This is a genomic window from Methanomicrobiales archaeon (assembly GCA_030019205.1).
Classification (GTDB): domain Archaea; phylum Halobacteriota; class Methanomicrobia; order Methanomicrobiales; family JACTUA01; genus JASEFH01.
In genome coordinates this window covers 58,614-79,650 of the sequence record JASEFH010000006.1, presented here as the reverse complement: position 1 = coordinate 79,650, position 21,037 = coordinate 58,614, and the positions used below count along the sequence as shown (strand labels likewise).

Here is a 21,037-nt window from a genome sequence, read left to right as displayed (position 1 = left end):
CCTTTCTGCCGATCTTCCGGGCTGAAAGCGTCCGCCACCGGGATAAGCTATAAATAGCAACACGGGATCAGGATACCTGTCGGTCGGACGAACCGATGGGGGTACGGAGGATGGTCTTACTCGAACTGGCGATACTGTTCTTCATTCTGGCAATCATAGCCGCGGTGCTCGGAGCACGGGGCGTTGCGGGAATGTCCTGGTCGATCGCGAAGTGGCTCGTCATCATATTCATCATCCTGGCGATTATATCGTTGGTGCTATAGCATTCTCCGCTGCAGCGGGGGGGGGACAGCCCCCCTCTCCGGGTATGCCGGAGGCTCGAACGCATGCTTTCCTGACGCGGTAGCGGCGGCATCCGGGTGCGGCGGAATTCCTTCCGGAGGTCATCGGGAGCCCCTTCCGGTCTTTTTTCCAATTTTATTATTTATGATTTTCTTTTTGATTATAATTTATTATTTCTATTTATTCTAAAAAAATAATCTAAATATCATCTAATGCATTCTTTGGACTAAATAATAATTTTTTATTATTTAGTAAATCTTTATATACAAAATTTTTAAATGAAAGGTTAGAACGATTCTGCCTGTTCGTTCGGCGATTCGATCCATCATACGTCTCCCAGGAGGAATCAAACGATTTATGACGTCCCGTTCGGCAATCATCCGGATTCGTCCCGTCGTCATGGCAGTGCTGCTGGCATTCTTTGTCGCCGCTGGCGCTGCGGCATCCGCCGTCGCTGACGGCCGTGAGATGGGAGAGGTCCAGAAGGCGCAGCCCCATCCCGAGTTCGCACGGTACATGCAGGACAGGGGGCTGATCCGAACCGATCTCTTCCAACCCGCTGAGCAGACGCTGGGGTACGTCCCCTCTCCCGTGGACCTCTCGCACACGGAGGGGAGGAAGATCCCGCCGGGGCGATTGAAGAAGAGCCTCGAGAGTTCGGCTGCGACGCAGGACGACAGCAGCTATATCATCGTCGATGCGGCGCCGCCATCCTACGACCTACGCGAACTCTCCCGCGTCTCCCCGGTCAAGAACCAGGGCTCCTGCGGGAGCTGCTGGGCGTTTGCAAGCTACGGGTCGCTCGAGTCCGTCCTGCTGCCGCAGGAACTCTGGGACTTCTCGGAGAACAACCTCAAGAACATGCACGGCTTCGATATCGCACCCTGCTCCGGCGGAAACTCCGCGATGGCGGCCGCATACCTGACACGCTGGAGCGGACCCATCCTTGAGGCCGACGATCCCTACTCCACCTCGACCACCTCTCCGAGCGGCATCCCCCCCGTCAAGCACGTGCGCGAGGTCTTCTACATCCCCGCCCGCGGGGGGCCTCTGGACAACGAGAACATCAAGCTCGCCCTCCAGAACTACGGCGCTGTCTACACCACTCTGTACTGGAGCAGCACGTACTACAACCCCGCGGCGGCTGCCTACTACTACAGCGGAACCTCGGGCTCGAACCATGCCGTCGCCATCGTGGGATGGGACGACACCTTCGACAGGAACCGCTTCACGCCGGCAGCGCCGGGCAACGGGGCCTTCATCGTGAAGAACAGCTGGGGGAGTGCCTGGGGCTCGGGCGGCTACTTCTACGTCTCCTACTACGACTCCCGGATCGGGAAGAGCAATGCCGTCTTCGTCGGGGAGGATACCGGTACGTATGGCACCGTCTACCAGTACGATCCCCTGGGATGGATCACCAGCATGGGGTACGGCACGGATACGGCATACTTTGCCAACGTATTCACGGCTGCTGCCGACGAGCAGATCGCCGCGGTGGGTTTCTATACCCCTCAGGTGGACTCTGCCTACCGGGTCCTCGTGCACGTCAGCCCCACGGCCGGCCCGATCAATGCAACCGGTCCTGCCGTGGACATCGGCGGCACCATCCCCATCCCGGGCTACCACACCATCGATCTCCCCGAGGCGATCCCGGTGAAGGCGGGCCAGAAGTTCTCCGTTGTGGTCGGGCTCCAGACGCCCGGCTACAACTACCCCATACCCCTCGAATCCCCTTACAGCGGATACTCCAGCCGCGCAACGTCCCATGCAGGCGAGAGCTATGTGAGCCGCACCGGTGCGTCCTGGAGCGATCTCGCCAGTTACTACAGCAACAGCAACGTCTGCCTGAAGGCCTTCACCGCCGATGGCAGTGCGGCGCCGCTGCCTGCGCCCACTCCCACCCCCACTCCCACGCCCGCACCGACCCCGACACCCTCTCCGACCCCGACACCCACCCCCACTCCCACGCCCGCACCGACCCCGACTCCCTCTCCGACCCCGACACCCGCACCGACGCCGACACCCGCACCGACCCCGACACCCACCCCCACGCCGGCTCCGACTCCGCAGCCCACGCCTGAGCCCACGCCCGCAGCACTGGACGCGGGATTCAGCGCATCCCCATCCACAGGCGCGGGTCCGCTGACGGTTCAGTTCATCGACGAATCGACAGGCTCGCCCACCTCCTGGTTCTGGGAGTTCGGCGACGGCGGGACATCGACGGAGCAGAATCCCGTGCACACGTACACCGCACCGGGGTCCTATACGGTGAGGCTGACCGTGAACAGCGACGTGCTGGCCGCCCGCCCTGGCAGCGACCCGCAGTCGGACTCCGGCACCAGCACAGAGGTAAGAAAAGCCTATATCAAGGTGAGAAAGAAGTAAGGCCGCTCCTCTGCCCTGCTTCTGCACCTTTCTGCGCCCGCTGATGCCCGGGCGGCGAGATTCCGTGCAGCTGCCCGCCCGGGATCCCGCAGATGCGGGATGGCGGATTCGACGGAAACCTCATCCGTTCGCTCTCTTCAGGTTCGACGGGGGGATCCATGGTGCGGCAGGCATGGTCCGCCCCGCACCCTCCTCAAGGGGCGCCGGTTCCTGTCACCACGCTTCCGACGGCGCATCTCGGGAGAATGCGAGCCCGCCCCGGGGTGAACGGCACCCGGGCGGGCTATCGGTGGATTGCGGAGCCCTCCCGATCCCGTCCCGGGATGCCGCATCGCGCACGGCGCGGATCTCGATCCCCTTCTGGCGGCATCCGAAGCCGGCTCACGGGGGAGAATGTGCGCGGAGGCGCGGGCAGCGTGCCGGGCGGGCGGCGAGATCGGCCCGGTCAGCGCGGCACGCCGGGGTGCACGACCGAACCGCTTGGTGTCCGCTCATGGGCGAGGCGGAGGGCTGTTCGGATCGTCCGGGGGATTCCCCAAGAGCCGCCGCTCCCCGGGCACTGCCGGCAGCGGAAGCTCCCGATCCGAAACCGTGCAACAAGAAGTGGACCGAGCGGGAATTGAACCCGCGGCCTTTCGGATGCGAACCGAACGTTCTACCACTGGACTATCGGCCCACGCGAACTTATCCTCTCGCTCCCGATGGATGCGGCCCGGCGAGCGCGTCCGCCCCGGGGTCTAACAGCCCGGATGCAGCATACTAAGTTTCAGCCAAGGAGATATAGTTGTTACTGATCCTTCATCCTGTCCCCTCAGCAGCCGGTTGAACGAAGGATCGCCAATCACGGTCTCTCATTTTCGCAGGAGTGCAGCCCTGCTGAACAGAATGGGCGGGGATTCAAGGCCCGTGAAACCCGCGCGCATCGCGGCACTGACCGTCTCGTCGAACTCGTTGGCGCCTACAGGGAAATATGGCTCCGCGATGAGAAGAAGACCGCCGGGACGCGTGATACGAAAGATTTCTGAAAGCATCCTCTCGATATCGCCGGTCTCGTGCAGGACGTGGAAAGCCAGGGTGAATGAGACGATGGGCGGCATCTCCAGATCCAGGGAATCGCTCCTGGTCCTGTGCAACCGCATGCGGGACAAAAGCCCCTCCTCTTCTGCGGCTCTACGAAGGTGTTCCAGCATCTCCTCCTGCACATCGGCAGCGATGACCATTCCGCCCGCCCCGACCAACCGGGCTATCGGGAGGGAGAAATATCCGGGGCCACAGCCCAGATCCAGAACGGTGTCGCCCTTCTGGATGAAACGACCGAGCAGGCGCACCGGAGGGTTGACAAGGCTTCGGAATCGGCCCATAAGCCTGCCGGCGCGTGCAGCCGGAAATACTCTGTGCTTCCCTGCCATCGGTTACTCAGTAAAGGCTTCTCTCTTCTTAAAAGCGCGGCATTCCAGGATCCGCGGGCCTTAGACAGCAGGAAATGCAAAATTTCGCTAAAAAGAATAACTTCAGAGAATGATCTCGATGTCGAGCTTCTCTGCGAGCTCCTTGTAGCGGTTCCGGATCGTGACCTCGGTCACGCCGGCGACCTCGGCGACCTCGCGCTGGGTGCGCCGCTCCCCGCCCAGGATGGAGGAGATGTAGATCGCCGCGGCGGCGACGCCGGTCGGCCCGCGCCCGCTGGTCAGCTCGCGCTCGCCGGCCTGGCGCAGGATCTCCACGGCCCGGCTCTGCACCTCCCCCTTCAGCCCGAGCCCGGAGCAGAAGCGCGGCACGTAGTCGATCGGGGACGTCGGCAGGAGCTTCAGCCCCAGCTCGCGGGAGATGAAGCGGTAGGTGCGGCCGATCTCCTTTCTCGACACCCGCGAGACCTCGGCGATCTCGTCCAGGGTGCGGGGCACGCTGCACTGCCGGCAGGCGGCGTACAGGGCGGCTGCCGCCACGCCCTCGATGCTCCTTCCGCGGATCAGGTTCTTGTCCACCGCATCCCGGTAGATGACGGCAGCGGTCTCGCGGACGTTCCGGGGCAGACCGAGGGCGGATGCCATCCGGTCCAGTTCGGAGAGGGCGAACGCCAGGTTCCGCTCCGTTGCGTTGGAGACCCGGATCCGCCGCTGCCACTTCCGCAGGCGGTAGAGCTGCGCACGGTTCTTGCTGCTGATCGCCCGTCCGTAGGAGTCCCGGTTCCGCCAGTCGATCATGGTGGAGAGACCCTTGTCGTGGATGGTGAAGGTCATCGGCGCACCGACACGGGATCGCTTGATCCTCTGGTCGTGATCGAAGGCGCGCCACTCGGGACCGCGGTCGATGAAGTCCTGATCGATCACGAGACCGCAGTTCTGGCAGACGAGCTCCGCGCGTTCGTAGTCCTGCACGAGCTGGCGACTGCCGCACTCGGGGCATACGGTCTCGCCGAACTCCTCGCTCTTTCTCTCAACCTCTTTTGCCTGCTTCTGGCGTTTGCGGAGGGCTTCCCGCTCGCTCTGCAGGATCTTGACTTTCTCCATTTCTTGCATCGTATTCACCAGCTATTTTGCAAACAACTTCTCACCGACCGGCACACTGCACGGTTTGTAGCACTTTATCGCAGCATACGGGGCAGAGATGTTTCCGAATACATCCACCAGCCTTCCCACGGGTTTCATGCGTCTGTCGATCACTTCGCTGTAAAGGCGGGGCAGTTGCGCAGCGCTGAGGCGTACGAGTATCGTGCGGTTTCCACATGAACTCAGAACGCGACCAACAAGTCTCACCGCATAACCTCTCGAGAAGTCTGCCGTTTGAAACGATATTTATATATGAACTTTTCTAGTATAAAAATATATCGTCAAATTATAAATATTAGTCTCGCGTTTCGAGGAGCCTATCGATATTTAAAGATAGCGCGCTGCGCACCTCCGAATCCGTCATCCCGGCACCCATCGCCACCCCCTTTCGCGCGCGCTCGTCCAGGAGATCCGAGGGGGCATGCGTATCGGAGTTCACCACGAGCGTGCAGCCCGCCTCGCGGGCCATGCGGACCACGTGTCCGTTGGCGCGGTTATGCCCCCCGCGGGACGTGATCTCCAGGGCGACGCGGTGTTCGGCGGCGAGGAGCGCGTCGTCCGCCGTGATCAGCCCGGGGTGCGCCAGAATGTCGACGTACGGCGTGCTGCACGCCGCACGGTTGGTTCCCGGGGCCACGGGCTCCACCAGGGTCTCCCCGTGCACCACCACCAGGTCGGCACCCTCGGCTCTGGCGCGCCGCGCCAGGACCGGGATGAAGGGCGGCGGGACGTGGGTGATCTCCACACCGGTCAGGAGCCGCACCCCGCATCCGGCCGCGAGCTCACGCACCTCGGACAGCGCCCGGATCACCGCGGAGAGGTTGGAGGTGTCCACGTGGTCGGTGATGGCGAGGGTCGTGTGGCCGAGGACGGAGGCGCGGCGGACGAGCTCGATCGGGAGCATCTCGCCGTCGGAGAGGGTGGTGTGCGTATGGAGGTCGTACTGGCCGCTCATCGCTTCCCCTCGATGCAGCGGGCGATTCTCCGGATCAGCGCCTCCTTCCCCTCGCTCCAGACGACGACCAGCCGCCCTTCGCGGCGGGTCCAGTGGGCGGGGTGCGGTTTCTGCTCGATCCGGTACTGCAGGCGGCACTTCTTCGCAGCCTTCTCGAGATCCACGAGCGTCGGACTCTTCACGCCCAGGGAGCGGGGCACCCGCCTCCCCTCCGAGCGCGCGAGCGCACTGTCGAAGTAGCAGGGATACAGGATGCGCTCCCCGCGCATATCCTCCTTCATTGCTGTACTCTGGGTGCGGTGAACCTATAAACCGATTCATGCGAAATAGTACAGTATGCACCACGTCGATGTGCGGATCGAGAAGGATATCTACGAGGTCAATAACCGGATCGCCCGGGCGAACGCCGATCTGTTAAAGAGCCACGGCGTGCGGGCGTTCGATCTGCTGGGGGCGATCGGCTCCGGGAAGACCGCGCTCATCGAGAGGCTCTTTCCCCTGCTCCGGGCCCGGGGGCTTCGGGCGGGTGCGATTGCCGGCGACGTCTACGGCGACGACGATTTTCAGCGGCTGCGATCGCTCGGCATCCCGGCCGTGAATGCGAACACCGGCAGGGAGTGCCACCTGGATGCGCATATCGTGGAGCATGCCCTCGCGGATCTGCCGCTGCCGGAGATCGACATCCTCTTCATCGAGAACGTGGGCAACATGATCTGCCCCACCGACTTCAAGCTGGGTGCGGAGAAGCGGATCGTGGTGGTCAGTTCGACGGAGGGGGACGATGTGGTGAACAAACATCCGATGATGTTCCGGGACTGCGCCATCGGGGTGATCAACAAGATCGATCTGGCCCCCCTGGTGGGCGCCAGCCTCGATCGGATGGAGGGGGATATGCGCCGCTACAATCCGGCGATCCAGGTCTTCCGCACCAACCTGAAGAGCGGGGAGGGCGTCATCCCCCTGATGGACGCCATCCTGTCGTAGGGCTGCGGGGCATCCTTTCCCTTCTTTCCCGACGGATTGCGGTCGGATCCGGGGGGCGGCCCTTCTCCCCCGGGAGCGGCGGCGAACGGCCCTCGCGGTCTCCGCGGCGGATGGCGGCCGCGCATTGCGGAGCTGACCTGCGGGACGGGTCCTCTTATAGGGATGGAGAGCGGAAGAGGGTGGCGGTTCCCATGAACAGGAATACCCTCGTAACCGTTGCGGCGGCACTTGCCGCTGTCGGGATTGCGGTCGGGATTCTCCTCGCCCTGCAGCCCGATGCGGGACCTCCGTCCCCGGCTGCACTCCGGACCGGCGTCCTCGCCCTTCCCGATCCGGTGCGCGATAGCGGAACATCCGTGGAGGAGGCGCTGTACCGGAGGCGATCCGTGCGGTCGTACCGGGAGGAACCGCTGACCCTCGGAGAGGTGGCCCAGCTCCTCTGGGCGGCGCAGGGAGTCACGGATCCGGCGCTCGGGCGCCGCACCGCCCCGTCGGCAGGAGCTCTCTACCCCCTGGAGACGTACCTGGTGGCGGGAGATGTGCAGGGTCTGCCCGACGGTATCTACCGCTACCGCCCGCAGGAGCACGCCCTGGAGATGGTGGCGGACGGCGATCGGAGGGAGGAGCTCTACCGGGCGTCGGTCAGTCAGGAGGCGGTGCGGGATGCCCCCGCAGCGATCGTCCTCTCCGGTGTCTACGATCGGACGACGGTCAAGTACGGCGAGCGGGGCATCCGGTACGTGCATATGGAGGCGGGGCATGCGGCGGAGAACGTCTACCTCCAGGCCGAATCGCTCGGTATCGGGACCGTGACGATCGGTGCGTTCTTTGACGGGGAGGTCGTGCGCCTGCTGCGGATGGAAGAGGGCGAGAATCCGCTGTACGTCATGCCCATCGGGCGGCGGTAGGGAGCACGCTCCCTCCGATACAGGTGTCCGGCCTGGAGGGTGCAGGCCGGGGATCTGTCTCGATCCCGCCAGATCCCTCACCAGAGTCTCTTTCCCGGTCGATCCCCGTGGCGATCGGGCGGATCCCGCCCGATCCCCCGTTGCCCCGCGGGCGGATCCGGGCCGTGTATCCGGGGGAAGGGGGATCCGTCGTCCTGACCAGCCGCACCCGGAGGGATCCGGTGGAGGCATCAGCGCACGGCCTGCAGACGCGAGGGGGACCGGGGGGTTCTCCCGGGACTCCTACGGACGGGCTCCCCGCAGCATCCCGGAGTCGGGCGCGATCGCTGTGCGGGGCCCGGGCGTTCGGATCGTGGATCCCGCGCAGATCGAGCCTGTATCTTCCCGGAATCCCGGGGATTCCGCATCCCAGCGGGGGTATCCCGTGCAGAGGCGGGATCAGGCGATGGGGGCGCTCCGCTTCCCGATTCCGTCCCATCGGTGCAGGGGATTCTCCCGAGTGCGTCAGGATCTCCCGGGCGGCGAGGGGGACGCGATCGAAATCGCCCCCCGCTCCCCCGATCGCAGTGGCAGCCGGGTGCGCGAATGCGGGGGGGCGGTCGGTTCCGGGAGGTTTTATATAACACGTCGGCCCAAATTATATGGCATCGATACTTCCGCGGTCGGGCAGGTCCTCATCCTGCGATCCCGCCCGGAACCACTCCGAAATAGAAAGGTGCATTCATGCTCTGGCAAGGCAGATCGATACGGAAAGCGACGGGGGGGAGGTACAGACCTCTCCGGGCAAAGAGGAGATTCGAGATCGGAAGGGCATCCGCCGAGACGGTCATCGGCGAGAGGAGGGTGAGGGTGATCCGTTCCCAGGGGGGCAACCACAAGGTGCGTGCCCTGCGGGCGGAGTACGCCAGCGTGTCCAACCCCTCCACCGGCGAGACGAAGAGGGCCAGGATCGAGACCGTGGTGGAGAACCGAGCCAATCCCAACTTCGTGCGGAGGAACACCCTCACCAAGGGGGCCATCATCAGGACCGAGCTCGGGAATGCACGCATCGTCAGCCGCCCCAGCCAGGACGGGGTCGTGAACGCGATCCTGCTCCCATAAAATATCGCATCTTTTTACTCCCGGCTGCGCCAATAGTGTAGTGATGCGGAGAATCTACCATCGGTTTCCGAATATCATCGATCTGGAGTTCGAGATCGACCGCCCGTTCCGGGAGGTGCTCGCCCGCCTGCGGGAGCTGCACAACTGCCACACGACGGAGCGGCAGGGTTCCGACCTGGTCAAGCGGAGTGTGGTGGTGCAGGTGGCGACGGGCAAGACGGGTTTCGAGCCGCTGGACCAGGTTCCGCCGTTCGAGAATCTCGCGAGCGAGGCGGTCGATTACCGCCTCTCGGTGCAGGACACCTACCTGAAACCGGGCGGGCGGGTGCCGGCGTCGCAGAGCAACTTCTTCCTCCGGGTGACCGATCGGGGATCGGTCTCGGAGTGTGCCGTGGCAAAGGACGGCAGAGGCGGCCCGGTGGATGCGATGGATCTCAAGAAGCTGCTCGCAGGTGCCTGCGCGTGAGCCTTATCGCGACGGTGGCGGCCCCGTTCAAGCACACCCGGAAGGACAGGCTGCAGAAGGCGGAGTTCATCTTTTACATCGCCATCGAGAAGAAGTGGATGAACCGCGATCAGGCAGACCGGCTCATCGAGAGGGCGAAGGCGGCCGGCCTGATCGACTACAGCGGGGGCGTGCTCCGCCCGCTGTTCGATCCGTCCGAAGTGGTCATTCCGCTGGGATTCAAGCCCACGTCCGCCGTTCTGGAAGAGGACGAGCCCGTCCAGGAGCTGATCCTGCGGATCGCATCGGCCGCGGGCCGCTCGCCGACGGACGTGGCCGCGGAGATGAACCGGGTCGTGGAGACCGATTTCGACGGCAAACTGCGGGCGGAATCCGCGGTGGTGCTGCTCGCCAAGAAGTACGGGGTTCCGTTTGCGGATATCCTGGAGCGGCTGACGGAAGCGGTCGTCAAAGAAAAGAGCGGATAGCGGTATATATATTTCAGGCGGCCGTGCCTTCTTTTGCCTCTTCCGCCTTCCCGAAGTAGGTGTCGAGCGCCTTCTCCCCGAACTTCTCGATCCGGGCGTTGATCTGGACGAAGTCCGCGTTGATCTCGTTCCCCCGGACGGTCTTCCTTCTCCGCACGCCCTCGTTCTGCGGGTGGTATCCGACCCCGCCGGCGAGAAGCACTCTCCTGCGGGCCATCCCCGGCAGATCCCTGCGGGCCGGCGTCCCGATGCGGTCCGTCCCGCCCGTGATCTTCAGGCTGTACCCCGGCATCCCGAGAGGGGTCATGTCGATCTCGTCCCCGATCCTGCGGCCGATGAAGATGCCTGCCTGTCCTCCGCTCACGTTGAGGTTATACGCCCGCCCCGTCCTGGGATCGGATACAACGATCTTGAACTCTGCCATTGTCACATCTCCGAAGTCTCTAATACATTGGACGAGAGGCTTATTAAATGCTTACTTCCCCCAGAACGGATCGGCTCTCCTCTTCAGGCGCAGGAACTCCTCCAGGACGTCCTGCATGCTCGGGTTCAGGTTGGACATCATCTCGTGCTCGAGCACCTTGGCATGCCGTTCGGGGATATCGGCATAGAGGATGTCGTTCACGTTGATCTGCCGCCCGACGGTGGGCCCCTCGATGGAGATGGCCACCTCCTGGCCGGCATCCGCCTCGTGGATGGACTCGCCCCGCAGCTGCATGCTCTTCAGGTGGCCGACCGCTCTCCCCTTCTGGTCGATCAGGGTGATGTTCGTGGCGAGCCGGCCGCCCAGCACCCGCACGCCGACCACGGCGGGGTTGTTGGTGCGGAAGACGCAGTGGGGGAGGAGCGTGATCTTCGCGGGCAGGACGATCTGCTCGAACTTCCTGGCTTCGATCTCCCGCTTCTTCTCGTCCCGCCACTGGATGTAGTCGTCGATCAGGCGGTAGATGATCCCGCCTTCGAACACCCGCACGTGTGCGTATCCCGCCTCTTTCAGGAGAACGGCCGCATCGGGGAGGATCGGCGCGTTGAAGCTCAGGATCACGGAGTGGAACGGGTCCTTGAGGGTGCCGACCTCGACCACGTCGTGGCGGCTCACCGGCCCGACCTCCGCCTTCATCACCCCGATCTGGCGGTCCTGCAGCTCCTTGGAGAGGGCTTCGAGGGCGCCGATGGTATCGGCCTTGATCGTGATCCCCTCTTCGGAGAGCGGGATTTTGACCTCCTCCATCTCCCGCCGGACCGTCTCGATCGCGCCGTCGCGATCCTTTCCCGCCACCCGCAGCGGCGAACCCGCGATCACTCCTTCCAGGTTCGGGGCGGATACCTTGATGCCCGCGGCGGCGGTGACCGATTTCACGCGGTTGAAGCGGTCCTCCACCCGGATCTCCTTCAGGGGAGAGGGCATCAGGAGGGACCGGACCCTGGTTGTGACGATCCCGTCCCGCGAGGCCATCACGATCTCGTCCCCGACCGATATGGTGCCGTCGTACAGGATCACGTCCAGCGTGGTCCCGAGCCCCCGCTCCTCCTTCACCTCGAGCACGGTGCCGGCACCGGGCCCCCCGGCGCTGTAGCGGAGATCCTGCGCAAGGAACCGCTGCGCCAGCCCCACGAGCACCATCAGGAGATCCGGGATTCCCTCTCCGGTGACGCCGCTCACCGGCACGATGGCGATGGTCCGCTGGAAGTCCCGCACGCGGTCGTAGCGGTCGGAATTGAACCCGAGCTCGGCGAGTCTCCCCACCACCTCGTAGAGCCTGTTCTCGAAGACGCTCCGCGACCGCTCCCCCTGCTGTGCAAAGGTCTTCTGGAACGGTTCGTCCGGGTGGACCCTCCAGCCGTGCACACGGTCGATCTTGGTGGCGGCGACCACAAAGGGCGTCTTGTAGCTGCGGAGGATCTGGAGGGCCTCGATCGTCTGCGGCTGGAAGCCCTCGTTGATGTCCACCACCAGGATCGCCAGGTCGGCCAGGGCTCCGCCGCGGGCGCGGAGCGTGGTGAACGCGTGGTGGCCCGGGGTGTCGATGAAGAGGAGCCCGGGCACGTTGATGGCGGCGGACGCAAAACCGCCGCTCATCTTCTGGATGGTGTCCAGCGGCACCACGGTGGCCCCGATGTGCTGGGTGATCGCCCCGGCCTCGGTGGAGACCACGGAGGATCCCCGGATCTTGTCCAGGAGCGTCGTCTTCCCGTGATCCACGTGGCCGAGGACGGCCACGATGGGTGTCCGGATCTTTGCCTTTTCCGCCTTCTCCGCCATGGTGCTCCCCCGTTTACCGCACCGTCTTGTTGCCAACCACAACAGTTCTTCCGGCGCGGGTGTCCGATGTAGCTTAGTGGGCAGCAACCCATTTAAAAATGACTCCCGGGGTGTTCGGATGCAAATGGAGTTCACGGCAAACCGGGAGGCTGCATATGGCATGGACTCGAGCACGGGCCCCGGTCACCGCGAGCCGCACCTGCCCCTGCTCCCCTGTTCGAGCTGGCATCTCTCTCCACCGCACTTCCCCCTTCCGGCTGGAAGGGGTGCGCCGCGGGGGTTTTTATACTCCCGCAATGCCCTCCGTTGGGAACAATCTCTCCTGCCCGCGCCGTCGGACGCCGTCGTCACATGTGCAAAACTTTACGTGATCCTCCCTCCAATATGGCAAACACAATAGCCATTTACCTGTCGAAGGGAAATCCTTTTGAAAACAGGGGTAGTAAATTATATATAGTAAACAGCATTGATGATGCAATTATTTTTATTATAATTAAATTTTATTATTATTTCTCCATCTAAAAATACAAAAAATTTGAAATTATTTCTTCATTAAATACCTTTATATGTTGCACCAATGAAGAATTGGTGTAAGTAAAGCAGCCCGCTTCTGTACCGGGGGAGATGATGGGGGCATCCCTGGTTTCTGCACATATTCCCGGGGGGGACATGGCGGAGGCCGGCATTCCAGCGAAAGGGGGATACTCCTGGATCTCTCTGGACAACCCGGGGTTGAGGTGTCAATGAACAGTAAGCAAATGTTGAGGTGAAGGTATGAGGAAAATTGCGATTCTGGGGCTGATCGTGGCCCTGTGTGTGATCGCAACGGCAGGAGTTGCCGTTGCAGCCAGTGTCGCACCAATACTCGTTCAAGGCAATCCGACATGTGAGGAGAGGGGATACGCTGCTGGTTATAAGATTGATCCACCGAATCCAGGAACTTATTCTTTCGTGGAGGCACCTTTACATTCACTTCCGATGGTACGTACTTCGATTGGACTTCCACTGTTGGTATCGATGCTATCATATCCAAAGGTGGGCCGAATGCCAACTTGTACATCTATGACCCTCCCGCAGAATCTTATGGGGATACGGGGCTTCATAGTCCCATAGGACCAAACAATCAACCTGCTGGTCTAAGTCACATTGAGGTATGCTATGATTACGAACTGAACGCGATAAAGACAGCCAACGCCGAGTACACCCGCACCTACACCTGGACAATCGATAAGAGGGTGGATAATGCTTCCCATTCCGGCTTTGCAGGCGAGACATTCAATTCCAATTACGAGGTAGCCCTCGATCAAACTGTCACCGATTCGGACTGGATTGTCCGGGGTACCATCGTCGTTACCAATCCCTCCCCGTTCACGGTAGGCTTTACAGTATCCGATTCTGTTGGTGGCACGGTAGCGGTAGTTAATTGCCCGACCTATACTCTTGGACCGGGAGCGAGCACGACGTGCACGTACAGCGCTGATCTAACTGGTCCCATAAATGGTACCAATACTGCAACGATTACGAGCTTAAATTCAAACGTTGGTGGCGCAACAGCCACGGCAGACTACACCTTCGGCGACCCAACCACATTCGAGGGTTATGGGACCGTCAACGTTGAAGACAGCGTGCAGGGCGCTCTGGGTTCGGCTAGCGGCGACAAGACTTTCGAGTACTCCGACGACTTCACCTGCCCGACCAATGCATCGTACTATACGAACGGCGTCTACAAGTTCGACGTAAACAACACGGCCACCATCAGCGAGACCGGCCAGTCCGACGATGCCACCGTGACCGTCACCTGCTATGCCCCGGTGGTGAGCAAGAACGCCAGTGCCAGTTACGACGAGATCCACAACTGGTCTATTGAGAAGTCAGTCGATCCGCTCTCCCAGGGCGGTCTTGCGGGCGACACGCTGGACTGGACCTGGCAGGTTAACGTCAGTGAAACCACGAGGGATAGCAACTTTGCTGTCTGGGGCACGATCTCGATCTACAACCCGGCGGATAAAGAGATGACTGTAACGGTCGCCGACGTCCTGAACGACAGCACTCCGGCGACGGTGGACTGTGGATCTGGGTCGACCAGCCTGACGGTTGCAGCCAAAGAGACGGGTACCTGTACTTACAGGGCTGAACCGACAGGCAAGACTGCAACGCTGAACACCGCCACGGCGACCCTGAACGGAGCCGAATTCATCGGAACCGCCTCGGTCAATTTCGTCAAGAACGTGATCGGCGGCACGGCCACGGTGACCGATGGGCAGATCGGGCTGAACGTACAGCTCACGGCTGGAGGAGGCCCAAGGACGTTCACCGGCAATGGCAGCCACACCTGCTCGCTGCTCGCTTCGGACTACACCCTGATGGGTGGCGGCAGCTACATGGGAAGCGAGTACAATCCCGCCAACGTGACCGACAGCGAAGGCATCGTCGACAGGGCTGACGCCACGACCATATACAACTGCTTCCGGTTCGTTGGCGGGTATGCAATCAACAAGACCGCCGTGGGCACCTACAACCGCACGGTCACCTGGGAACTGGACAAGTCGGTGGACGACGCCAGCCATGAAGGCTTCGCGGGCGATAAGTTTGAGTCCAATTGGACAGTCGTTGCCACCAAGACCGAGGTAACCGATGACTACAAGGTGACGGGCGCGATCTCGATCTACAACCCGGCTTCGTACCCGGTGACCGTGACTGTATCCGATGTGCTGAATGACGGCACAAGTGCGCAGGTTACCTGCCCGAGCTACACAATCGAGCCAGGCAGCGGTATGGAGTGCACCTACATTGCCCTGCCATCGGATAAAACTGCGACCAAAAACACGGCGACGGTGACCTATAACGGGGAACAGTATAACGGCTATGCGGACGTCGAGTGGACGGAGAACCGGATCGGCTACGACTCGGGCACGTTGAGCGATACTCGGTTCGCGTACTCGACGGAAATCTCCGGCACAACCGAAGAGACCTTCTCCGAGACGTTCACCTGCCCGGCAGACGCATCCTTGTATGAAAACGGCGTGTATACGTACACCGAGAACAACACGGCCATCCTCGACAGCGGCATCGGTCTGACGGATTCCGCGTCGGTGACGGTGACGTGCTACGCCCCGGTTGTGAGCAAGACGGCAGCCGGTACCTACGATGAACGCCACGAGTGGGATGTCGAGAAGACGGTCGATCCCGTATCACAGAGCGGATTCGTCGGGGACACCGTTCCCTTCACGTGGACGATCAAGGTCACGGAATCGGTATTCGAGGAGAACTTCGACATTGCCGGAACCATCATCGTGCAGAACCCGGCACCGATGGCGATGACGATAGGTCTAACCGACGTTCTCAGCGACGATACGACTGCCGAGATTGGCACCTGTACAAACGGTGCGACGTATGCGGGGGGATCGCTGACCATTCCGGCGAGCACCACGACAGTCTGTTCATACACAGCAGACAATCTTGCCTACAGCGATGACGCGGCAGCGCCCAACGGGAACACGGCTACCGCCACGCTGAACGGTATTGAGTTCATTGCTACCGATCCCATCGAGTGGTCCGCGAACGTAATCCGGGGCGATGCAGCGCTTAAGGATCTGCAGGGGCCGCTTAGCGAGACGATCAGCGGCAGCGGTACCTGGACGATCGAGGATGCGTACACCTGTTCGGTCGATACGAACAAGTATGCTAGCGATTACTCGTATACGGAGACGATCTGGAACACCGCCACAGTAACCTCGGAAGAGGAAGAGCAAGACTCCTCCACCACATCGACTGCCATCACCTGCTACATCCCCGAAATAGGCAAGACGGCCGCTGGAACCTATAACGAACGGCACGAGTGGGATGTCGAGAAGACGGTCGATCCCATGTCGCAGAGTGCGTTTGCTGGGGATACGGTCGGCTATGAGTGGACGGTAGTTGTAACAGAAGAGGTCTTTGAAGAGGACTTCGTTGCATCGGGTACCATCACGGTTGTCAACCACAATCCCGAGGACGCGATGACAGTTGCTCTCTCGGATGTCCTGAGCGATACCACCGTAGCAACCATCACCGCCTGCACCGGGGATGCTGATCTGAGCGACGGCCTGACCGTTGCGGCCGGCGAATCGACAGTCTGTGATTATTCGGCAGTTCTTGCCTATGGCCGTGTTGCCGATGCACCCACGTGCAACACGGCCACGGCTGTATTGAATGGCATCTCGTTCAGCGCCTCGGATGCCATTGAGTGGACGGCCAACGTGATCCGCGAGTCGGTCACACTCGACGATGACCAGAATCCGGCATTCCCCCTGAATATCACGGAAGGTGGAACCTGGACGTACGCAGAGTCGTATACCTGTTCGGTTGACAAAGGGCTCTATGAAGGCGATAACACCTATACTTACAGTGAGGACAACACAGCAACCGTATGGAGCGAACCATTCAGTGATTCTTCGACTGCAGCGACTTCCGTGAATTGTTATGTCCCGACCATCAGCAAGACGGCTGCCGGCACCTACGATGAACGGCACGAATGGAATGTGACCAAGTCCGTCGAACCCGAGTCGCGGTCCGGTTATCCTGGAGATACGCTCGAATGGACCTGGATGGTCACAGTGATCGAAAATGTCACTGAAGGTAACTTTGACGTTACTGGAATCATCACGGTCGTCAATCCCAATCCGGAGGACGCGCTGATCGTTTCACTCACGGACGAGCTCAAAGATGGTACATCTGCGACGATAGGTTCATGCAGCGGTGGAACACTCGTCAACGGTCAGCTGACGGTTCCCGCTGGTGGTACGGCAGTTTGTGACTATGAAGTCCTCGACCTGTCCTACACCGATGACGCAGATGCCCCAACGTCGAACACCGCTACCGCGGTAATGGGCAGTGTTCCGTTCACCGCAACCGATACTATCGAGTGGGCTGCGAGCCAGATAGACGAAAATGCCACGCTAGTCGATCAACAAGGTCCTCTTAACGAGGCATTGACGGGTCATGCCCAGGCTGGAAGTTACGCCTTTGGTCCATTCAGCTACTCCGATAGCCACACCTGCTCGAATTGTGCAGGTGCATACGGCACAAGTGGTGCCTACGGCGATACTCTGAACAATGTCGCTACAGTGACTGGCAGCGATGGCTGGACTGACAGCGATGCTGCCACCACCACCTACACGTGCGAGGCCGGCTATGTCGACCTGCTCAAGTTGACCGGTGGGGTGGTCGATCCGACCAGAGACTGGCAGTTTGCCCTCTACGAAGGTCCTGACGGGTTCGGTACAACAGCCATCGCAACCGACTCAACCCTTAATGACGCAGATGGCATGCTCGACTTCGGGGCGCCGGCCTTACGGCCCGATACGACGTATACGGTCTGCGAGATGAACATTCCCGATGAGTTCGAAGCGTCCTGGCAAGTGGATACCGGCAACGGTTTTGTCACGGTCATCCCCTATAATCCCAACGCAGACGACGCCATACCGGTTGACCTGGGCAACCGATGTGTAGACTTCGGCCCTGACACCACGATCCCGGTGACCGTGGGCACGACTGTCCACTTCCAGGTAAATAATACGCCCAAGAATCTCTGGTGCGGCCTGACGATCGGGTTCTGGAAGAACAACATCTACAAGTACCTGAACGGAGAGAACGGCCGGCAGGTCTGCGACGAGTTCTTCGAGACAGTGAAGCCGGCGGATGTGTGCTCCGCCGTGCGTGGCTGCACATGCAGTGGAGAAACCGATTGCGACAACTGGACCTGCATCTACGACAGGATCGCCAACTACAATGCACGCAGTGCCCGGGAGAAGGCCGAGGCCCAGATGCTCGCGTTGTTCCTGACCTCGCTGTATTACGAGGAAGGATTCGGCTTCGTCATCGACATTAACAGGTATGAGCCGATTGATTACGATTCCTATGGAGAGCCGATCTTTGAGGAGTGCTATTACACCCTCGAGGATGCGATTGATGAGGCGAAATCGAACAGTCTCACTGATCTCTGGGGCTACGTCCAGGATCTCTACGATGCTGGAGAGTTCGGCAAGGCATACGAGGTTGCAGACTGCCTGAACAACTACAAGTTCGGGTGCTGCCAGAACAGCGACGATCCCGAATGCGAGATCGAGCTGAGCAGCAGTAACCCCTGCACGTTCGACGGGCTTACCTGCAACGCTCCCAGGAACGTGAAGCCGGAGAAGACAACCCCGGCGCCCAAAGGCGGGAAGAACTTTATCGTGCTGAAGCTCACGGGACTGCTGTGAGCATCCGCACACCATCTCCCTTTTAATACATTCGGTTGAACCGCACTGCAGCCGCTCATGAACCTTCTGTTCGCAGACACCGAAGAAACCACGCTCCTGCCACGGGTAAGCCAGAGTGGCTTTCCTATGAGAAAAGCGCCCCGGTGTATTTTTACACCTATGGATATTCTATTGGTTACATGGGTTTAAACCCTCCCCTCCCCGCGGCCCTTTCAGGGCCGCCCCCTCCCTCTCGGAAGGGAGGGGAAAAGTGCGATAGCCCGTAGCGGACAGGGAATCCCGAGCAGAAACCTCTCCAGATCCGGGCTATCGCACGAAAGTGTGGGGGGGGGCGAGGCCCCTCCCGCGAGAATACCTGAAAACCGTCGGCGCCGATGAGGATTTCGGCAGAGTCGATGGAACGGCGCCCTGTTCTCTGTTCAAACTGGTAGTTCCGGCAAGATCCGGGAAGTTCAAGGGTGATATTCGCAACGGATGAAAGGAAGAAGATCCACGCCGGGTTGTCGCACCCTAAAAAGATATTCGGGTGGGTCCCTGGCCACTGCACTGTGCCGCGATGTGCCACGGAGGATGCCTGAGTATGATCCTGTGGCACGGGATCGAGAAGGGGAGCGGATAAACGCCGGGCGGGGTTCCCTGCTTATCAACCGAATGGACATGTCTATAAATTCCCTGTTGGCCCATACCTGAGCATGAAAGATCCGGTCATCATCGCCGCAGTCGTGATCCTTGCGGTCGTGGGCCTCGCTTCGGGGCTCGTCTTTTCCGGCGTCCTGAACCGGGGCGGCGAAACCACCATCGAGTCCGTCACCATTGCCACGGATAAGGACGTGTACCACTCAAAGGACAGGATGAATATCACCGTCGACGTCAGCGCCAGCGGTCCCGCCGATGGAGTCCTGCTAAGGGTGGAGGGCATCGAGGACTACTACGGGCGGCTGCGTCTCTTCCAGGAGCGGAACGTCACCCTGCAGGCGGGCCGGAACAGTTTCGTCGTCGACTACACCCTGCCGGTCTGCTCCGTCTGCGCCGGGCTCTACTCCGGCGAGTACGCGATCAACGCCACGCTGACCCGGGACGGCGTCGTTCTGGCATCCTCGACCCGCACGATTACGATCGAATAGCTGCTGCGGAAAGAGATTCCTGCGCGATTGTATGGGTCCCCGGCAGGCGGTCCGCACCCGCCGCGATCATCCCGCTGCGCGTCCCGGCAGACTCCCGCAGGGGGATAGACGAATCCCTGCATCGTTCCCGCGGTTGCCGGTCCCGGGAGCCCGCCATCCGCAGAGGTCCGAGCACAGGGGTCGGTCACCCCCGGTTCGCGGATGCCGTCGGCAGCGCCGGGGGAGAGCCCCCTCGCCGCCAGGGATCGGCGGCACAGCGGAGCGGTCGGCAGCCTCGTCCCCCGGTGCGGGCTGAACTTCGGAAAGGATCGCTGGGGATACGGCATGCTGCATCGGAGGCGATCGTGCTGCGGGCCGGTACCGCGAGCCCTGCCGGCAGGGGGTGAACCGAAACGTGCTTCTCCAGACCGTTCCCCCGGCGTCCGCCCGTCAGTTCGGTCGGAAGAGAGATACTTTAATCACGTGCGTGTACAAAAATAATGAGGCCATTCTGCCAGGGTAGGGTAGTGGTTATCCTAGGGGACTGTGGATCCCCCGACCCGGGTTCGAATCTCGGCCCTGGCCTAACCCGTCTCAGTTCGGGCTCGATCAACTATCGCCATTTTCAGCGTCGCGGATAACGGTGCGGACCGGGAAAACCTTTTGCAGTCGGCGGTGCATGGACAGCCCATGGAAACGACGGACAGCACGGCATCTCCCCTTCAGACCGACGAAACGGCAAAACGGTCCATCGAGCAGCGGATCGCCGCCGATCCGGACCTGCTGGACTCGGAGATCCGCGTCTCCGTGCGCGAGGGCGTCGCATGGCTGGACGGGCTCGTCGATGCGCTCTGGAAGCGGAAGCGCGCCGGGGAGATCGCCGGAGGCGTCGCGGGGATCGCAGATGTCCAGAACTACGTCACGGTGCTCCCCGTCGAGGCGATCACCGATCAGGCGATCCGCACCGACGTGGTGGTCGCCATCGAGCGGAGCCCCGACGTGGACATCGGGGACGTGGACGTGGAGGTGAACGACCGCGTGGTGACGCTCTCCGGGACGGTGCCGACGGCAACCGCGTACCGGGCCGCCCTGGACGCGGCGATACATGCCCGGGGCGTGATCGAGGTCGTGGACAATCTGTCCGTGCGCCATCCCTGAGACGCAGGACATTCCCCTTCGAGCATGCCCTCGGGGCGGTGCACGACCCTGAAGGGGACGGAATGAACCCGTCGCCCGCTGTGCGTTGAGGCGGGGGCATTCTCCCCTGCCAAATCGTGCGCCGGCGAGCGGGCCCAGAGCGGATCCAGGTCCGCTGTATCTCCGGGATCGGGG

General features: G+C 61.5%; 16 protein-coding genes and 2 tRNA genes. 11 read left to right on the top strand and 7 right to left on the bottom strand.

Going from position 1 to position 21,037, the window contains the following annotated elements; genetic code table 11:
* Positions 1–110 precede the first annotated feature (110 nt).
* A complete protein-coding gene (locus QMC96_05220; GenBank protein MDI6876155.1) occupies positions 111–263 on the top strand; it encodes a DUF1328 domain-containing protein in 153 nt (50 codons plus the stop codon).
* A gap of 376 nt (positions 264–639) precedes the next feature.
* Positions 640–2,667: a lectin like domain-containing protein gene (locus tag QMC96_05215; protein MDI6876154.1), complete on the top strand. Its 2,028-nt coding sequence runs from the start codon at positions 640–642 to the stop codon at positions 2,665–2,667.
* A 604-nt stretch (positions 2,668–3,271) separates the two neighbouring features.
* Here the strand turns inward: QMC96_05215 and QMC96_05210 are convergent.
* The 5 genes from QMC96_05210 to QMC96_05190 form a co-directional block, all read right to left on the bottom strand.
* Positions 3,272–3,343 (bottom strand) — tRNA-Ala (locus QMC96_05210).
* A 175-nt stretch (positions 3,344–3,518) separates the two neighbouring features.
* Positions 3,519–4,028, bottom strand: coding sequence for a class I SAM-dependent methyltransferase (locus QMC96_05205; GenBank protein MDI6876153.1), 510 nt, complete (start codon positions 4,026–4,028; stop codon positions 3,519–3,521).
* Between the two features lie 150 nt (positions 4,029–4,178).
* Positions 4,179–5,186 carry a transcription initiation factor IIB gene (locus tag QMC96_05200; protein MDI6876152.1) on the bottom strand — a complete coding sequence of 336 codons (1,008 nt, stop codon included), beginning with the start codon at positions 5,184–5,186 and terminating at the stop codon, positions 4,179–4,181.
* A 325-nt stretch (positions 5,187–5,511) separates the two neighbouring features.
* Positions 5,512–6,171 (bottom strand): histidinol phosphate phosphatase domain-containing protein, encoded by a 660-nt coding sequence (locus tag QMC96_05195; GenBank protein MDI6876151.1) that lies wholly within the window; start codon positions 6,169–6,171, stop codon positions 5,512–5,514.
* Positions 6,168–6,452, bottom strand: coding sequence for a signal recognition particle subunit SRP19/SEC65 family protein (locus QMC96_05190; protein ID MDI6876150.1), 285 nt, complete (start codon positions 6,450–6,452; stop codon positions 6,168–6,170). The genes QMC96_05195 and QMC96_05190 overlap by 4 nt, the downstream gene beginning before the upstream one ends.
* A gap of 55 nt (positions 6,453–6,507) precedes the next feature.
* On the opposite strand from QMC96_05190, the gene hypB reads away from it, so the two are divergent.
* The 5 genes from hypB (at position 6,508) to QMC96_05165 (ending at position 10,097) form a co-directional block, all read left to right on the top strand.
* Positions 6,508–7,155, top strand: coding sequence for a hydrogenase nickel incorporation protein HypB (gene hypB, locus QMC96_05185; GenBank protein ID MDI6876149.1), 648 nt, complete (start codon positions 6,508–6,510; stop codon positions 7,153–7,155).
* Positions 7,156–7,346: 191 nt separating this feature from the next.
* Positions 7,347–8,063 carry a SagB/ThcOx family dehydrogenase gene (locus QMC96_05180; GenBank protein MDI6876148.1) on the top strand — a complete coding sequence of 239 codons (717 nt, stop codon included), beginning with the start codon at positions 7,347–7,349 and terminating at the stop codon, positions 8,061–8,063.
* 723 nt (positions 8,064–8,786) lie between these two features.
* Positions 8,787–9,164, top strand: a complete 378-nt coding sequence (locus QMC96_05175; protein ID MDI6876147.1) for a 30S ribosomal protein S8e — start codon at positions 8,787–8,789, stop codon at positions 9,162–9,164.
* 43 nt (positions 9,165–9,207) lie between these two features.
* Positions 9,208–9,630: a hypothetical protein gene (locus QMC96_05170; protein ID MDI6876146.1), complete on the top strand. Its 423-nt coding sequence runs from the start codon at positions 9,208–9,210 to the stop codon at positions 9,628–9,630.
* Positions 9,627–10,097 (top strand): DUF2240 family protein, encoded by a 471-nt coding sequence (locus tag QMC96_05165; GenBank protein MDI6876145.1) that lies wholly within the window; start codon positions 9,627–9,629, stop codon positions 10,095–10,097. The genes QMC96_05170 and QMC96_05165 overlap by 4 nt, the downstream gene beginning before the upstream one ends.
* Positions 10,098–10,110: 13 nt before the next feature.
* Here QMC96_05165 and QMC96_05160 read toward each other — a convergent pair whose 3' ends face one another.
* Complete coding sequence (locus tag QMC96_05160) at positions 10,111–10,521, bottom strand: 30S ribosomal protein S6e (protein MDI6876144.1); 411 nt, start codon at positions 10,519–10,521, stop codon at positions 10,111–10,113.
* A 51-nt stretch (positions 10,522–10,572) separates the two neighbouring features.
* A complete protein-coding gene (gene infB / locus QMC96_05155; GenBank protein ID MDI6876143.1) occupies positions 10,573–12,360 on the bottom strand; it encodes a translation initiation factor IF-2 in 1,788 nt (595 codons plus the stop codon).
* Between the two features lie 1,052 nt (positions 12,361–13,412).
* Here infB and QMC96_05150 point away from each other — a divergent pair.
* From QMC96_05150 to QMC96_05135, 4 genes are all read left to right on the top strand, one after another.
* Positions 13,413–18,602 carry a hypothetical protein gene (locus tag QMC96_05150; protein MDI6876142.1) on the top strand — a complete coding sequence of 1,730 codons (5,190 nt, stop codon included), beginning with the start codon at positions 13,413–13,415 and terminating at the stop codon, positions 18,600–18,602.
* Positions 18,603–19,294: 692 nt separating this feature from the next.
* Positions 19,295–19,726, top strand: coding sequence for a hypothetical protein (locus QMC96_05145; protein ID MDI6876141.1), 432 nt, complete (start codon positions 19,295–19,297; stop codon positions 19,724–19,726).
* A 492-nt stretch (positions 19,727–20,218) separates the two neighbouring features.
* Positions 20,219–20,290 (top strand) — tRNA-His (locus QMC96_05140).
* Positions 20,291–20,395: 105 nt separating this feature from the next.
* A complete protein-coding gene (locus QMC96_05135) occupies positions 20,396–20,863 on the top strand; it encodes a BON domain-containing protein (GenBank protein MDI6876140.1) in 468 nt (155 codons plus the stop codon).
* The last annotated feature ends 174 nt before the right edge of the window (positions 20,864–21,037 follow it).

Bases quoted from the DNA above. Each gene is read 5' to 3' on its own strand.
- QMC96_05220 (MDI6876155.1), top strand. From the start codon at position 111: ATGGTCTTACTCGAACTGGCGATACTGTTCTTCATTCTGGCAATCATA.
- QMC96_05215 (MDI6876154.1), top strand. From the start codon at position 640: ATGACGTCCCGTTCGGCAATCATCCGGATTCGTCCCGTCGTCATGGCA.
- QMC96_05205 (MDI6876153.1), bottom strand. From the start codon at position 4,028: ATGGGCCGATTCCGAAGCCTTGTCAACCCTCCGGTGCGCCTGCTCGGT.
- QMC96_05200 (MDI6876152.1), bottom strand. From the start codon at position 5,186: ATGCAAGAAATGGAGAAAGTCAAGATCCTGCAGAGCGAGCGGGAAGCC.
- QMC96_05195 (MDI6876151.1), bottom strand. From the start codon at position 6,171: ATGAGCGGCCAGTACGACCTCCATACGCACACCACCCTCTCCGACGGC.
- QMC96_05190 (MDI6876150.1), bottom strand. From the start codon at position 6,452: ATGAAGGAGGATATGCGCGGGGAGCGCATCCTGTATCCCTGCTACTTC.
- hypB (MDI6876149.1), top strand. From the start codon at position 6,508: ATGCACCACGTCGATGTGCGGATCGAGAAGGATATCTACGAGGTCAAT.
- QMC96_05180 (MDI6876148.1), top strand. From the start codon at position 7,347: ATGAACAGGAATACCCTCGTAACCGTTGCGGCGGCACTTGCCGCTGTC.
- QMC96_05175 (MDI6876147.1), top strand. From the start codon at position 8,787: ATGCTCTGGCAAGGCAGATCGATACGGAAAGCGACGGGGGGGAGGTAC.
- QMC96_05170 (MDI6876146.1), top strand. From the start codon at position 9,208: ATGCGGAGAATCTACCATCGGTTTCCGAATATCATCGATCTGGAGTTC.
- QMC96_05160 (MDI6876144.1), bottom strand. From the start codon at position 10,521: ATGGCAGAGTTCAAGATCGTTGTATCCGATCCCAGGACGGGGCGGGCG.
- infB (MDI6876143.1), bottom strand. From the start codon at position 12,360: ATGGCGGAGAAGGCGGAAAAGGCAAAGATCCGGACACCCATCGTGGCC.
- QMC96_05145 (MDI6876141.1), top strand. From the start codon at position 19,295: ATGAAAGATCCGGTCATCATCGCCGCAGTCGTGATCCTTGCGGTCGTG.
- QMC96_05135 (MDI6876140.1), top strand. From the start codon at position 20,396: ATGGAAACGACGGACAGCACGGCATCTCCCCTTCAGACCGACGAAACG.